General features: G+C 39.1%; 19 protein-coding genes. 5 read left to right on the forward strand and 14 right to left on the reverse strand.

Annotation, left to right across the window (positions count from 1 at the left end):
• Nucleotides 1-31: 31 nt before the first annotated feature.
• The 7 genes from MJO53_RS11350 to MJO53_RS11380 all read right to left on the reverse strand — a co-directional run bounded on the left by MJO53_RS11350 (nt 32) and on the right by MJO53_RS11380 (nt 3,633).
• Nucleotides 32-595: a PepSY domain-containing protein gene (locus MJO53_RS11350; RefSeq protein WP_224835216.1), complete on the reverse strand. Its 564-nt coding sequence runs from the start codon at nt 593-595 to the stop codon at nt 32-34.
• Nucleotides 596-736: 141 nt separating this feature from the next.
• Nucleotides 737-1,024 (reverse strand): hypothetical protein, encoded by a 288-nt coding sequence (locus MJO53_RS11355; protein ID WP_252079154.1) that lies wholly within the window; start codon nt 1,022-1,024, stop codon nt 737-739.
• Between the two features lie 44 nt (nt 1,025-1,068).
• Complete coding sequence (locus tag MJO53_RS11360; protein WP_252079155.1) at nt 1,069-1,431, reverse strand: hypothetical protein; 363 nt, start codon at nt 1,429-1,431, stop codon at nt 1,069-1,071.
• 195 nt (nt 1,432-1,626) lie between these two features.
• Entirely contained in the window at nt 1,627-2,058 is a 432-nt protein-coding gene (locus tag MJO53_RS11365; RefSeq protein WP_252079156.1) for a hypothetical protein, read from the reverse strand.
• A gap of 64 nt (nt 2,059-2,122) precedes the next feature.
• Nucleotides 2,123-2,632: a lactoylglutathione lyase family protein gene (locus MJO53_RS11370; RefSeq protein ID WP_224835212.1), complete on the reverse strand. Its 510-nt coding sequence runs from the start codon at nt 2,630-2,632 to the stop codon at nt 2,123-2,125.
• Nucleotides 2,633-2,759: 127 nt separating this feature from the next.
• A complete protein-coding gene (locus tag MJO53_RS11375; RefSeq protein WP_252079157.1) occupies nt 2,760-3,227 on the reverse strand; it encodes a GNAT family N-acetyltransferase in 468 nt (155 codons plus the stop codon).
• A complete protein-coding gene (locus tag MJO53_RS11380) occupies nt 3,220-3,633 on the reverse strand; it encodes a hypothetical protein (protein WP_252079158.1) in 414 nt (137 codons plus the stop codon). Before MJO53_RS11380 ends, MJO53_RS11375 begins: the two co-directional genes overlap by 8 nt.
• Before the next feature lie 441 nt (nt 3,634-4,074).
• Between MJO53_RS11380 and MJO53_RS11385 the strand changes: the two genes are divergently transcribed.
• Nucleotides 4,075-5,007, forward strand: a complete 933-nt coding sequence (locus MJO53_RS11385) for a peptidylprolyl isomerase (protein WP_252079159.1) — start codon at nt 4,075-4,077, stop codon at nt 5,005-5,007.
• Between the two features lie 435 nt (nt 5,008-5,442).
• On the opposite strand, the gene MJO53_RS11390 is transcribed toward MJO53_RS11385, so the two are convergent.
• Together MJO53_RS11390 and MJO53_RS11395 are read right to left on the reverse strand one after the other, a co-directional pair.
• Nucleotides 5,443-5,637, reverse strand: coding sequence for a cold-shock protein (locus MJO53_RS11390; protein WP_127142008.1), 195 nt, complete (start codon nt 5,635-5,637; stop codon nt 5,443-5,445).
• An 84-nt stretch (nt 5,638-5,721) separates the two neighbouring features.
• Complete coding sequence (locus tag MJO53_RS11395) at nt 5,722-6,360, reverse strand: peroxiredoxin (protein WP_224835208.1); 639 nt, start codon at nt 6,358-6,360, stop codon at nt 5,722-5,724.
• A 154-nt stretch (nt 6,361-6,514) separates the two neighbouring features.
• Here MJO53_RS11395 and MJO53_RS11400 point away from each other — a divergent pair, with 154 nt between their 5' ends.
• Nucleotides 6,515-7,057, forward strand: a complete 543-nt coding sequence (locus MJO53_RS11400; RefSeq protein ID WP_252079160.1) for a YfiT family bacillithiol transferase — start codon at nt 6,515-6,517, stop codon at nt 7,055-7,057.
• A gap of 1 nt (nt 7,058) precedes the next feature.
• On the opposite strand, the gene MJO53_RS11405 is transcribed toward MJO53_RS11400, so the two are convergent.
• From MJO53_RS11405 to MJO53_RS11420, 4 genes are all read right to left on the reverse strand, one after another.
• Nucleotides 7,059-7,589 (reverse strand): GNAT family N-acetyltransferase, encoded by a 531-nt coding sequence (locus MJO53_RS11405; protein WP_252079161.1) that lies wholly within the window; start codon nt 7,587-7,589, stop codon nt 7,059-7,061.
• Between the two features lie 8 nt (nt 7,590-7,597).
• Nucleotides 7,598-8,158, reverse strand: a complete 561-nt coding sequence (locus MJO53_RS11410) for a thioredoxin family protein (protein WP_224835205.1) — start codon at nt 8,156-8,158, stop codon at nt 7,598-7,600.
• Nucleotides 8,159-8,257: 99 nt separating this feature from the next.
• The gene (locus tag MJO53_RS11415; protein WP_224835204.1) at nt 8,258-8,632 is read right to left on the reverse strand and encodes a PUR family DNA/RNA-binding protein; all 375 of its coding nucleotides are present in this window, start codon (nt 8,630-8,632) and stop codon (nt 8,258-8,260) included.
• A 75-nt stretch (nt 8,633-8,707) separates the two neighbouring features.
• Nucleotides 8,708-10,462: an ABC transporter ATP-binding protein gene (locus MJO53_RS11420; protein WP_252079162.1), complete on the reverse strand. Its 1,755-nt coding sequence runs from the start codon at nt 10,460-10,462 to the stop codon at nt 8,708-8,710.
• Nucleotides 10,463-10,639: 177 nt separating this feature from the next.
• On the opposite strand from MJO53_RS11420, the gene nusB reads away from it, so the two are divergent.
• The 3 genes from nusB to yajC are packed head-to-tail and all read left to right on the forward strand — an operon-like array spanning nt 10,640 to nt 12,406.
• The gene (gene nusB, locus MJO53_RS11425) at nt 10,640-11,587 is read left to right on the forward strand and encodes a transcription antitermination factor NusB (RefSeq protein ID WP_224835202.1); all 948 of its coding nucleotides are present in this window, start codon (nt 10,640-10,642) and stop codon (nt 11,585-11,587) included.
• Nucleotides 11,588-11,625: 38 nt separating this feature from the next.
• On the forward strand, nt 11,626-12,102 hold the full coding sequence (locus MJO53_RS11430) for a DUF1573 domain-containing protein (RefSeq protein ID WP_224835201.1): 477 nt from the start codon (nt 11,626-11,628) through the stop codon (nt 12,100-12,102).
• Nucleotides 12,103-12,115: 13 nt separating this feature from the next.
• A complete protein-coding gene (gene yajC / locus MJO53_RS11435; RefSeq protein WP_252079163.1) occupies nt 12,116-12,406 on the forward strand; it encodes a preprotein translocase subunit YajC in 291 nt (96 codons plus the stop codon).
• A 173-nt stretch (nt 12,407-12,579) separates the two neighbouring features.
• Here the strand turns inward: yajC and MJO53_RS11440 are convergent, their stop codons facing one another.
• The gene (locus MJO53_RS11440; protein ID WP_252079164.1) at nt 12,580-13,170 is read right to left on the reverse strand and encodes a YdeI/OmpD-associated family protein; all 591 of its coding nucleotides are present in this window, start codon (nt 13,168-13,170) and stop codon (nt 12,580-12,582) included.
• Nucleotide 13,171: the final 1 nt, after the last annotated feature.

Genomic DNA, 13,171 nt, shown 5'->3' on the forward strand with positions numbered 1-13,171 from the left:
TACCCAAAATAGGGACGGTTTTTTTATGGAATTAAGATTTTTTTTCTTTTCTCATCCGCTTTGGGCCATACCACAACCAAAATCCAGTTATGGTAAAAACCAAGAGTGAGGTTCCCATTACAGTGGTATACCCGAGTTTAATATAGCCATCGGTGGATAGGTAATCGTCTAGTAAAGACCCATCGTGTACGGCTTCTAAAAAGTCGGATCTTCTTTGGCCGATGGAAAGAACGTTCCCGTTTGCCCCGTCCAATTGGATTTCGTAAAAAGAATCAATAAAAACAAATTTAACGGAGCCTTTTTCCTGTCTAAGATCTATTCGGTCCAAAGCCAAATCTAAATCTTTGGAGACCTTGCTATGTAGGGTGTTGCATGCAATGGTGTGCAGGCTGTCCATGGAAAGCCATTCCTTTAAATTGGTGGAGGTTCCTTCTTGTGTTTCCGGGAGAATATAACCGTTGGAATTCTTCTTCCACCCTAAAAGAAGTCCAGAGATCGAGATAATAAAGAAAAATATAAATAGTAAAGCTCCTGTGGTTCTATGTACTTTTCGAAAGATTCGTAATACTTTGGCCTGCTTCTTCCTTTTGCCCATTCCTGCCTATTAAAAACCTTAAATATCTACAAAATTTATCAAATCCGAGAGCGGTTCTGTCTCCGATTTAACCAAAAAGAGTGCATTTAACAAAAATTTTAGAATGTTGCGCTCGCTATGGAAAGTATATGGCACAGGACATCAATTGCCGGCAAAGGGAGTGTTAAATAGACCTACGGCCAATTCGATCCAAACCAATAAAAACAAAATAAATATGGCTAAAAGAATAAGGGACCTTTTATTGCGAGATCGGGTTTTGCGGTGTACAAAATCAATGGTAAAACCTATGATCGAAAGTAGAATGCCGGCGCCGATAAAATCGAATAACGACCAATTTACTTCGGATGAGAACTGCATGGCCACAAAGGGTACGGCCAACAAAACTGCAATCGAAAAAAGAATAAAAATCTGTCTTTTGCTGATTAACATGGTGGAAATGGAAGTTTAGAGGAATGTACCATTGTAAACAGTATTTAGTACCATACAACATCCAGTTTTTGTAGTTCTCCATCCAAATCTTTGATGGATTCGGGAGCTATGATCAAAGTGTTTATTACAAATTCTTTCGAATCTGTTTTTAGGATATAGTCGCCCGCAAATTTTCTGATACGATCAACCTCCCCAAGCTTTACTTTTTTTCCAAAAGGTGAATTCTTTTTGATCCAACCGTCCGAGATGGTGAGGTATTTGTTTTGTCTTTGATACAAATACAAACCAAAATAGATCATGGAAAATAAGCCTAAACCGTAATCATGCCAATCAGTTCCTTCGGAAGAAAAGTAATTAGTGATAAACCACAATAACCACAACATGCCCAAAGCTAGGTTTATGTTCAAGTGTCTATTTCTGTATTTTATCTTCAATTTTGGAGGTGCTTACATTAAAAGTAGTAAAAAATCAGGTTCTTGTGTGTTGCTAAATGGAAATATAATTGTTGGGCACTCGTAAAGACCACATGTCTTGTGTTCCGGATACTGCACGTTAGCGCAATGATGTGTTTATACTTGTTTTTGAATCCATATTGGAAGCCTTTATTTTGATTTAGCTCTCGTTAACCCATAAACTATATTGATCGGAAATATGAATTGAACTAAAAGTATTAGCAAGACCAGGACCGATATGACGGCACTTAGATAGTTATTGAATTTATATTCCATAATATCGGTCCGATAAAATCCGCTCAATATCCAGACCAGTAGAATCCCTCCAAAAGTGAAGCCTACATGGATCCAAATCAAACGATTTAATTGTTTCCTTACGGCCTCTTTCATCAATGCATACCCCAAGCCCATAATTCCAAAAAGTATGCAGGCAAGAATGGCAAGGTCCCAAAAGGAGGCAACGTAATAAGTGTCGTAAAGGCCTACATCCAAAACATCATCCCCATGCCATAACCCAATTACCAAGAATAAGGGTATGGCGAGCAAAAAATAGAGATAAGGTTTGTCGATTAATTGGCGCATTTTGATTATGGCAAAAATGGTTTGTCCCGATTATTTTACCATAAATATAACGAATTACCGAACCTTATTTTTGATAAGCCCCAGAAGAATAGGTCAATTCGTAGCTATGGGTGTAGATTTCAAAGACAATCCCAAAAGGATCTTCCACATAGACCATTTTATACGGTTTTTCATTGGGATAATATTCCCTAATGGGCATTCTCTGTTTACCGCCGGCCTCGACTATTTTTTTGGTTAAATTTTCAATATCCGGATCTTGCACGCAAAAGTGAAAAAGTCCAGTATTGAATGGATTAAACTCGGGAGCTTCTTTTTTTCCGTGTGAAAAGGCGAACAGTTCAATTCCAATACCATCCGAAGTGGACATGTGGGCAATTTCAAATTCTTCCCAATCCTCTCCAAAAACATCTATGCACATTTGTCCAATGGCGGTGTCGGTCTCTTTCTTTACTGTGGATGGAGGCATTATAACATACCAACCCATAACGTTTTCGTAAAATTCAACAGCTTTTTTAATGTCTGGAACCGTTATTCCGATATGGGAAAAGGACTTGGGATATGTATTCTCTTTCATGTTGCTATGGTTTTAAATGCAAAGTTCCACAAATTTTATGGGATGAGGAGAAAGAAGGCTTATCGGATTTGTGTTATATCCAACAAAAAGATGTGCAAAAATTACAGTTTAATTGTCGCGTAGTGTTTTAAAGGACTAATTTGAGCACTATCATATCTTTTAATCGAATTCCGTTTTCGTAAATGGGCATATCGTAATTTTTTAAAAAGAACGACTTCCTAATTGAGTCCATTTCGAAACCACATTTTAGGTAAAATAATAGTTGTAAAACAGATGCATCTCCTGTGCCTACCAAAATTTCCTGCTTCCCCGTTTTTTGATAATATCGCTTTACCCAATTTATAATGTTTTTGCCAATGCCTTTATTTTGATATGCTTTGTCAACAGCAATATTTTTTATCTCGATCACCGATTTATTAAGTTGTTCAATGGCGACTACTGCTATGGTTTTATGGTTTTGTTCAAGGATAAAAACTTCACAATGGTTTATGTAGGTGTCAATTACCGCTTTCGATTCGTCGGCCAACAACAGTAATCTGTAGGGGAGTTCGCCGTTTAACGGCTCCATTTCGAATTCAATTTTTACCTTATCCATTGGTGGTAGAAAATAATAGTGTTAAAAGTATCCCCAAAATAGCTAAAAACAAGACAATTATAGGATACCAAAAATGAGATCCGGCCGAATACATTCCATAACCATTTATGCCCTGCGCAATTAGAGCCACAAAAAGGTAGGTCCAAGTGGACCAGGATAAATTTTTTCTGATTCCAAAGTGCGTTAAAGCGAACATGGATGTTCCCGCAGACATTAATCCTCCACCTGCGGAATGTAGCATTAGCATTGATAAACTTTCTGCTTTTCTAAATAGTTCGGAGTCCTCTGGATTTCCAAGATAATTTAGATGGACATCCAAATAATGGGTAATAAACTGATCTCCTAGACCTCCAATAAACATTAAAATGCTCGAAACATACAATAGAACAATACCTGTTTTCCTCATTTTTGATTTAATTAAAGTATAAAGTTTAGCTTGGAGTGCAATTGGGATACTCACAAACATGCTGAGGTTGAACCAGTATTTGTTTTATCTGGTATTGCGTAAATTTTTTATGTTACCAGATATAGAATTAACTGTAATGGCAACCAGTTAATTGTGGGTCAAAGATATACCTTTTTTCTTTTGCCGGAAGGTAAGCGCCTAATTGAGAATATTGGTTGTTTCAATTTACTTTCTCATTTCAAAAAAAAATATTTTGTATGGATTCACCGATCAATAGAGCATAAAATGGTCAATGTGACATCCCAAAAGCTTTTATTGTAATGGTCGATGGTACATTGAATCTACACTCCCGTTTTTTGACCTAAAGCATAAAGCCCTATCTTTGCAGCCTTGGAAAAATCCGAGAACCACGTATTCTAATAATCTATTAATCAAGATACAATGCAAGACGGAATCTACGCAAAATTCAATACCACCAAAGGTGAAATTTTGGTAAAACTTACTCACGATAAAACACCGGGGACCGTGGGCAATTTTGTTGCACTGGCAGAAGGAAATATGGAGAACAGCGTAAAACCACAGGGCAAACCATATTACGATGGCTTAAAGTTCCATAGAGTAATCGCCGATTTTATGATACAGGGCGGATGCCCAACAGGAACAGGGACCGGGGACCCTGGTTATAAGTTTGATGATGAGTTCCATCCCGACCTTATACATGATGGTCCCGGTGTACTTTCAATGGCCAATGCCGGACCCGGAACCAATGGAAGCCAGTTTTTTATTACCCATGTGGCCACACCTTGGTTGGACAACAAGCACACAGTGTTTGGAAAGGTGGCGGAAGGTCAGGATATTGTAGATGCCATTGCACAAGGGGACGCTATAGAAACTTTGGAAATTGTACGAGTTGGTGAAGAGGCCAAAAAATGGAATGCCATTGAGGCTTTTCGAACGTTCGAGGGAGCCAGGGAAAAACGTATAGCCGAGCAAAAGGCTCAAGCCGAGGCGGAAATGGAAAAATTGGCTGCAGGTTTTGGAAAGACCGATAGTGGACTACGTTACCAAATTATCCAAAAGGGAAGCGGTTCTAAAGCGGAAAAAGGTAAAACCGTGTCCGTACATTATGAAGGTGCATTGGCCAACGGTCAGGTTTTTGATTCATCCTACAAAAGAAATCAACCCATAGATTTTGCTCTTGGTGTAGGGCAAGTAATTCCCGGATGGGACGAGGGTATTGGACTATTGCAAGTAGGGGATAAGGCCAGATTTGTGATTCCATCCCATTTGGCTTATGGTAGCGCAGGAGCCGGAGGGGTAATTCCTCCCAATGCTACACTGATTTTTGACGTGGAGTTAATGAATGTAAAATAAAATAATCCTTCTTAGATTATATAGGTGAAGCTTCCAGAAATGGAAGCTTTTTTATTTGGCCCGGTTTACGCTCAATAGCAATAAACAAAAATTAAGGGCAAGCAGAACTAATAGTACGCTAAAAAAAGTGGTCATGGTTGTAAGTGTTTATTCCGTAACAATTCAACGTTAAAAAACCCTACCTATTGTCCGTGTTAAAAATTAAGCTACTTTTTAGAACCGTTTACACTCCAGGCCAATAGTAACGCATTTACGATCAAAAGGAAGGTGAGTACTCCAAAAAAGGTGTTCATTGCTATAGGTTTAATGGTTGTGGGGAACAAAGCTTGTTTACCCAATAGATAGCAAAAAAGAAAATGGTTGCGTAGGGATTTAAAAAAATAAAAAAGGCCCGAGCATTGCTCGGGCCTTAACTATAAAAAAGTATGCTATAACTTATTCCGCAACTTGTACATTAACGGCGTTTAATCCTTTTTTACCTTGTTGTAGTTCGAATTCTACAACATCACCTTCTCTAATTTCATCGATCAAACCTGAAATGTGTACGAAGTGATCTGTGTTTGAACCATCTTCAGTGATAAATCCGTAACCTTTAGAATCATTGAAGAATTTTACTGTTCCTTTACTCATAATATAAATTGAAAAAAATTAATTGGCTCCAAAGGTACGTTTAATTTATTGGGTATCAGGTTTTTTTTCAAATATTAATTAAAATTAATTTGTAGGGTCCGGCGTCAATCGTAAATATGGCTTAATTTCCTCGACCCCTTTGGTAAAGATTCCCTTGGCCTCTTCCGTTGGAATTGCTGGGCTTACCACCACTTTTTCGCCATTTTTCCAGTTGGCAGGAGTGGCTACTTTGTGGTTTGCGGTCAATTGCAAAGAATCGATTACTCGCAACAGTTCGTAAAAATTACGTCCTGTGGAGGCCGGATAGGTTAGGGTAAGTTTAATTTTTTTATCGGGATCTATAATAAATACGGAGCGAACAGTAAGGGTGTCATCAGCATTTGGGTGAATCATGTCGTACAAGTCGGATACTTTTCTTTCCACATCGGCCACTATGGGAAAGTTGACTTCGGTATTCTGGGTTTCGTTTATGTCCTTTATCCAATCCATGTGCGATGCGGCACCATCTACACTTAGGGCCATCATTTTTACGTTTCTTTTGTCGAATTCGTCCTTAAACTTGGCGGCAGTGCCTAATTCCGTGGTGCAGACAGGGGTAAAATCCGCAGGGTGCGAAAACAGGATGCCCCAGCTATCTCCTAAATATTCATAAAAATTAAGTGTTCCTTGGGAGGTAACCGCGGTAAAATCCGGAGCGGTATCCCCTAATCTTAAAGTTGCCATATATTTTAGATTTTAAAGTTTATAAAAAGTACTCTACAAAATTACTAGATTATTTGGTCAAATTATTATGTATCAGTTAAAACTGTATTAAAATCTTAGAAAGAATCCCTTGGGATGCTAGCTTTAGCTAAACGAAGATTCTTATTTTTAAGGCATGGAAAAAGAAACTTTGGAACAATTAAAATATCCGATTGGTAAATTCGAAGTGCCGAAAACCATTTCGAGTAGCCATTTGGAGGGATGGATAGCCGTTTTGGAAGAATTACCGGGGAAGTTGAGCGATTTGGTCTCCGCACTTTCGACCGATCAATTGGAAACTCCTTACCGCCCCGGAGGATGGACGGTTAGGCAACTGGTGCATCATATTTCCGATAGCCACCACAATAGCTATATTCGGTTTAAATGGGCCTTAACGGAAAATACGCCTGTTATAAAGCCATACAATGAAAAAGAGTGGGCAGAACTTTTTGATAGCCGTACCGCTCCGGTTCAAATGTCGTTGGATCATTTAAAAGCAGTACACGCAAAACTAGTTTTTTTGATAAAGGGTTTGTCCGAGGAGGATCTACAGCGATCATTTGTTCACCCCGATGGAAACCTGCAATCCACCCTCAAGGAAAATATTGGACGATATGCATGGCATGGAACGCATCATTATACCCAAATAAAAAATTTAATTGAACGGGAGGGTTGGTAGGCTAAAGGGTTTTGGTCAAAATCCACATGTGCTTTTCCGAGGGCTTTACATTCGGAAGCACAACTTCGCTTTCTCTTTTAATGGAGTAGCCATTGTTTTTATAAAAATGAATAGGATTTCCCTTTTTCATGGTATCCAACCAAACCACTTTTTTATTTAATTTTACAGCCATCTCCTCAATAATAAGAAGCAATTGTTTGCCAATTCCCTTACCTGAGTGTTTTTTGAGTAGATAGATTTTTTCCGCTTTTATGGCGTCCGTATCAGGAATTTCATCGATTCCGCAGTTTATTATCAATTTTAGGATACCGACAGCTACAGTATTATGGTATACGATGTAATTCAATGTATCGGGGTCCTGTAGTTCTTCAAAGACCACTTCTTTCGTTAACCATTTCGAAATATAAGGTGAAGGGTCGTTGTGCTGCCATAAATGACAATAATGCTCACTGTAGGATGCTATTGCAACCTCTAAATAAGTGCCAAGATTATAGCTGTCTGTTGGTTGTATGGTTAGAGCAGCGGAATCCATAACGCAATTTAGTAGGTCGACCATTTAATATTACAGCCCAAACTGGGTTTTTGATCCCGAAATACCTCCTTGTTTTCCAGAACGGCATCCATTGCATTTTTTAGGTCGGTACCGGACAAGGGTATGTTGTTTCCAGGTCTGGAATCATCTAACTGACCTCTATAAACTAGTCTCATATCCGAATTAAAAAGATAAAAATCGGGTGTGCAGGCAGCATCATATGCCTTGGCGACCTGCTGGGTCTTGTCGTACAGATATGGAAAAGGATAGCCTTCTTCCTTGGCTTTCACCGTCATTAAATGGGGGGCATCTTGCGGATAGTTTTCCACATCGTTGCTGGAGATGGCAATAAAGTTAATGCCTTTTTGCTGATATGTTTGGGCCAGTTTGACCAGCATGGAATTTACATGGACCACAAAAGGACAGTGGTTGCATATAAACATGACCACAGTGCCTTTTTCCCCTTTCATATCTACTAAAGAAAGGGTTTGTGCCGATACGGTGTCCCACAGTTCAAAATCGGGGGCTTGTGTGCCTAGGGGAAGCATATTGCTAGGAGTGCGTGCCATGTTTCCTGGGTTTTATGTTGCAAAAATTACGAGCAGTACAAAAATAAAAAACGACCTGCAGAAAAACAGGTCGTTTTAATTTTAAAGGGAATAACTTTTTTAGATGTCGTCGAAACTTACATCGGTAAAGTTGTTCTCGGAAGGGCTTCCGTTTTCGCTGAAGCTTTCTTCCTCCTTTTTAAAATCTTTCTGGTGGCGTTCGGAAATTACTTCGGTACCTTTTTCATCGATAATGTAATCCATCATCTCTTCCATTATTTCCCGAAAAGCGCTAAAATCTTCTTTATAAAGATAGATTTTGTGCTTTTTGTAATGGAAAGAACCATCATCGTGCGTAAACTTTTTACTTTCTGTGATGGTAAGGTAATAATCTCCGGCCTTGGTACTTCTTACATCAAAAAAGTAGGTTCTTCTCCCTGCTCTTAAGACTTTCGAATAAATCTCTTCCTGATCCATTGTATCTTTCTGGCCCATATGGTATAGTGTATTTGGTACTATGTTGAATTCTAGTACCAAAAATGTGAAAAAAAAGCTAATTCAGCAACTTTTTTATGATTCTTTACCAGAGAGTTGGTCAATATAGAGCTCTTTATAATACCCTTCGGTATTGTTCAGTTCCTCGTGGGTGCCCTGTTGAATAATCTTTCCTTTGTCGAGCACAATGATCTTGTCGGCGTTCTTGGCAGAAGATACCCTATGGCTAACGATCAGCGTAGTTTTGCTCTCGGAAACCCTTTTTAGGTTGTTCAAGATTTCTTCTTCGGTTTCGGTATCCACTGCGGAGAGGCAGTCATCAAAAAGATAGATCTTGGGGTCTTTTAACAATGCCCGGGCAATGGATACCCGTTGTTTTTGACCACCGCTCAATGTAATTCCACGTTCCCCTAAAATTGTATGGTACTTTTTGGCAAATCCTTCAATATTTTTGTGTACCACAGCTTTTTTTGCAACCTCCACAATGTCGTTGTGTGATGCATTTTCGTTACCAAAACGGATATTGTTCTCAATAGTATCCGAAAACAGGAATGCATCCTGTGGCACGGCACCAATGGAACTGCGAAGGCTGTCCAAATTAAGGTCTTGGACGGGAACTCCATCGATCAACACCTCACCGGAGGAAGTATCGTACAAACGTGCGACCAAATCCAATATGGTGGATTTTCCCGAGCCTGTTTTGCCTAAAATAGCAACAGTTTCTCCTGCTTTTATGGAGAAGGATACATTTTTCAATGCAGTAATATTTGTATCCTCGTAGGTAAAGGTTACATTTTTGAATTCGATATTGCCCACAATCGGGGTCGGGGACTTCACTTTGTTCAGAATGGAGGGTTCTTCCTTTAAAAACTCGTTGATACGCTTTTGAGAGGCTTCAGCCCTTTGTACTATAGAAGTAAGCCAACCTACTATGGCAACGGGCCACGTAAGCATGTTAACGTAAAGAATAAATTCTGCGATGATCCCTATGGTTTCAATTTCGCCATTTATGTACTGTTGCCCGCCAATATAGATTACAAAAACATTGCTTATTCCGATCAATAGGATCATTAAAGGAAAAAACCAGGCATTTACCTTTGCAAGTGCCATACTGGTATCCTTGCCTTCTTGTGCCAGCTCCCTTAATTCGCTATTTATCCTTGGCTCAATACTGTAGGCCTTGATCACGGATATTCCTGAAAACGATTCCTGGGTAAACGTGGAAAGTGTGGAAAGATACTCTTGTACCTTGGTGCTCCTTTTGTGTATTATTTTACTGATCTGGTAGATCAGAACGGATAGAATGGGGAGTGGCAGTAAGGTGTATGCTGCAAGCGTGGGTGCTTTTATAAACATTAAGGGTATCAAACAGACAAATAGTGTTAGGGTTTGGATGCCGTACATTATGGCAGGGCCACCATATAATCGAACCTGGTTGATATCTTCGCTTATCCGGTTCATTAAATCCCCGATCCTATTTTTTTTATAAAAGTTAAGGCTGAGCAGTTGGTAATGATCAAAAACCTCATTTTTAAGATCGTATTCGATATATCGGGATACATTTATAATGGTCTGTCTCATTAAAAAAGTAAAGAGACCTGATAAAATTGCGGCTCCGACGATAACCAAAATATATTGCAACAACAATCCTTTTGCTTCCGATAAGTTGATTGCGTTTGAGGCAAAATCCTCGACAGCCTGTATGGATTTGTTCACATACGATGGCATGATGAGGGAAAAAACACGGGCAATAATGGTGATCAAAATCCCCAGTAACAATTTGAGCCAGTATTTTTTAAAGTATTTATTTAGGTGTTTAAGTTCCTTCATATTGGAGAAAGGCAATTTTAGCTTCCAAATTTGCGGACAATCCCGCAAAGATATACCATACCGTACAAAGTAAATGTTATAAAACTGATAAGAAAACAACTTTGGTAGGTAAGATTCAAATATAAGATTACTTTTGCCGTGTGAAAGCCGAACAATCACTTTAAAAGTTCTTTAAACATGCTCACCAGAAGGCACATTAGAGTAAAAGTTATGCAGTGCATATATGCATTGGTGCAATCCAAGGACGATTCTTTGCAAAAACAAGAAAAGTTCCTGCGAGTAAGTATAGACAATATGTACGTTCTGTATCTTTTGATTTTAAGCCTCTTGGCCGAACTTCACCGTTTGGCGGAAAAACATGTGAACCATGCATCCAAAAAATATGTGGCCACGGAAGAAGATACATACCCCGATCCCCGAAAATTTGTAAAAAACCGACTGTTGTTGCAATTGGTGAACAACGAAGCATTGAAGAGCGAACTGTCCGATCGCAAATTGAACAATTGGTATTTGAACGATGAGTATGTGAAGATCATACACAAAGCGATCGTGACCAGTGACATTTACAAGGAATACATGTTGAGCGGAGACGACAGTTATTCGGACGACCGTAAGTTGGTGATACAACTGTTCAAGGAAATTATTGCCCCTAACGAAAAAATCTACGATTATTTTGAAGATGATAAATTGACCTGGGTAGACGATTTTCCAATTGTAAATACATTTTTGGTAAAACGTTTAAAGAAGGCCAAACCAGATTCCGGTGACCGTTTCTTTTTACCGGCATTGTTAAAAGATCAACAGGATATGGACTTTGCAAACGACCTGTTGACCAAGACCTTGCTCAACGATGCCAAATGGGAAAAAGAAATCGAGGGAAAAACACCGAACTGGGACAACGACAGAATCGCGGAGATTGACTCCATCATCCTAAAAATGGCAATTTGCGAGCTGCTCAATTTCCCATCGATTCCCGAAAAAGTAACCCTGAACGAGTACTTGGAGATAGCCAAGGAGTATTCCACTCCCAAGAGCAGCATATTTATAAATGGGGTTTTGGATAAATTGGCCAAGGAATACAAAACCGATGGAAGACTGCAAAAAATAGGAAGGGGTCTACAGTAAACAATTATTCCTTAATTTTGGAAAAACAAATTTTAATCATGAAAAAAATAACAACAATTTTTAGTTTGATCATGGTGGTTGCCCTAACCAGCGTATCATGCAAGGACAAAGCATCTGAAAAAATAGTTGCTGACAATGTTGAAAGCGCCGTTAACAGAGATGAAGCAGATAAAATGGTGCCGGTAATGACTTTTGAAAAGACCGAGCACGATTTTGGTACCATAGAAAGGGGTGCAGCTCAAGAAACTGTTTTTACTTTCACCAACACGGGTAATGCCCCACTAATTATTACCGATGCCAAGAGTAGCTGCGGTTGTACAGTTCCAAATCCGCCAAAAGAACCTATTGCACCGGGAGAGACCGGTGAGCTTACTGTAAGGTTCAATGGTTCTGGTCAAAATCAGGTTACAAAGACCATTACGGTAACAGCAAATACGGCCAAAGGTTCGGAGCTATTAAGAATCAAAGCTTTTGTACAGGCGCCTGGAGCAGTTCCAGCGGGTCCTGTTAAATAATTAAAAGACCTCAATGGAAAACCTAGGACAATTTTTACCTCTGATATTGATTTTTGCAGTGGCCTATTTTTTTATGATTCGCCCACAGATCAAGCGTCAGAAGGATGAGAAAAAATTCGCTTCAGAATTGAAAAAGGGTGATAAAATTATCACTAAAAGTGGATTGCACGGCAAAATAGTGGAACTGAACGACAAGGATTTTTCCTGTGTTATCGAAACCATGGCTGGCCGATTAAAATTCGACCGTTCCGCCATTTCCATGGAAATGAGCCAAAAGTTGAACAAACCCGCAGAAAAAAAGTAAGCGTATTTTTAAGATATACATATTAAGGCGTCCCTTGGAAGTTAAAATTTCAAGGGACGTTTTTTTTTGCTATGGATGTACTAGGACCCTTCCCGAAGAAAGATTAAAAGTGAACTATGGGGTAGGTAAATGGTTGGTACCGAAAAACAGAATTTAAATAACCGGGATGTTGCTTAGCGGTATTTGTCGTTCAGCCCGACCCCGTCCTTGATCATAGGGATAATCTTTTCCAATCTTCGTAGTTTCGTTTTCTCCTGTTTGGCCTCGGCAATATATTCACAGAATTCCTTTTGCTTGTAGGGCGTAAACTTCTCAAAATCAACCTGTAATTGTGGATTTTTGGTCAATTCGGATAACAATAACTCGGGAATAACAACCTTTTTGGATTTTTCAGGTTTGATCTCTAAACCTTTTTTTTGGTTTTCCAAGGCCTCTTTCATGTAATCCAACACGGTTTTTTTGTCCACTTCATCTAAATCGTGGAACTTCCAATGGCGCATGCCTTTGGTTTTGCCTTCCTGTGCATTTTCCAGTACATTTTTTGGGTCTTTTAAGTATGCTCCGTTAAAGAACCATACCCCAAAATAGTTCTTGAACTTGCTGATGCCGAAAACATTTTTACCCTTACAAGTATACACGGGAATACTCCATTTAAAATCCTCCTCAGCGCCAGATTTTAAGGCCAATTCCCTTAATAGGGCAATACCATCCCTAAAGGGATGCTCCTTCTCATAATAACCTTTTATTTTTTCGGATTTGTCCATT

Origin of the sequence: Flagellimonas marinaquae, assembly GCF_023716465.1 — a bacterium.
Lineage (GTDB): Bacteria > Bacteroidota > Bacteroidia > Flavobacteriales > Flavobacteriaceae > Flagellimonas > Flagellimonas alginolytica.

Bases quoted from the DNA above. Each gene is read 5' to 3' on its own strand.
- MJO53_RS11365 (WP_252079156.1), bottom strand. From the start codon at position 2,058: ATGCGCCAATTAATCGACAAACCTTATCTCTATTTTTTGCTCGCCATA.
- MJO53_RS11420 (WP_252079162.1), bottom strand. From the start codon at position 10,462: ATGAAGGAACTTAAACACCTAAATAAATACTTTAAAAAATACTGGCTC.
- MJO53_RS11430 (WP_224835201.1), top strand. From the start codon at position 11,626: ATGAAAAAAATAACAACAATTTTTAGTTTGATCATGGTGGTTGCCCTA.
- MJO53_RS11385 (WP_252079159.1), top strand. From the start codon at position 4,075: ATGCAAGACGGAATCTACGCAAAATTCAATACCACCAAAGGTGAAATT.
- yajC (WP_252079163.1), top strand. From the start codon at position 12,116: ATGGAAAACCTAGGACAATTTTTACCTCTGATATTGATTTTTGCAGTG.
- MJO53_RS11410 (WP_224835205.1), bottom strand. From the start codon at position 8,158: ATGGCACGCACTCCTAGCAATATGCTTCCCCTAGGCACACAAGCCCCC.
- MJO53_RS11395 (WP_224835208.1), bottom strand. From the start codon at position 6,360: ATGGCAACTTTAAGATTAGGGGATACCGCTCCGGATTTTACCGCGGTT.
- MJO53_RS11415 (WP_224835204.1), bottom strand. From the start codon at position 8,632: ATGGGCCAGAAAGATACAATGGATCAGGAAGAGATTTATTCGAAAGTC.
- MJO53_RS11355 (WP_252079154.1), bottom strand. From the start codon at position 1,024: ATGTTAATCAGCAAAAGACAGATTTTTATTCTTTTTTCGATTGCAGTT.
- MJO53_RS11380 (WP_252079158.1), bottom strand. From the start codon at position 3,633: ATGAGGAAAACAGGTATTGTTCTATTGTATGTTTCGAGCATTTTAATG.
- MJO53_RS11390 (WP_127142008.1), bottom strand. From the start codon at position 5,637: ATGAGTAAAGGAACAGTAAAATTCTTCAATGATTCTAAAGGTTACGGA.
- MJO53_RS11405 (WP_252079161.1), bottom strand. From the start codon at position 7,589: ATGGATTCCGCTGCTCTAACCATACAACCAACAGACAGCTATAATCTT.
- nusB (WP_224835202.1), top strand. From the start codon at position 10,640: ATGCTCACCAGAAGGCACATTAGAGTAAAAGTTATGCAGTGCATATAT.
- MJO53_RS11440 (WP_252079164.1), bottom strand. From the start codon at position 13,170: ATGGACAAATCCGAAAAAATAAAAGGTTATTATGAGAAGGAGCATCCC.
- MJO53_RS11370 (WP_224835212.1), bottom strand. From the start codon at position 2,632: ATGAAAGAGAATACATATCCCAAGTCCTTTTCCCATATCGGAATAACG.
- MJO53_RS11350 (WP_224835216.1), bottom strand. From the start codon at position 595: ATGGGCAAAAGGAAGAAGCAGGCCAAAGTATTACGAATCTTTCGAAAA.
- MJO53_RS11400 (WP_252079160.1), top strand. From the start codon at position 6,515: ATGGAAAAAGAAACTTTGGAACAATTAAAATATCCGATTGGTAAATTC.
- MJO53_RS11375 (WP_252079157.1), bottom strand. From the start codon at position 3,227: ATGGATAAGGTAAAAATTGAATTCGAAATGGAGCCGTTAAACGGCGAA.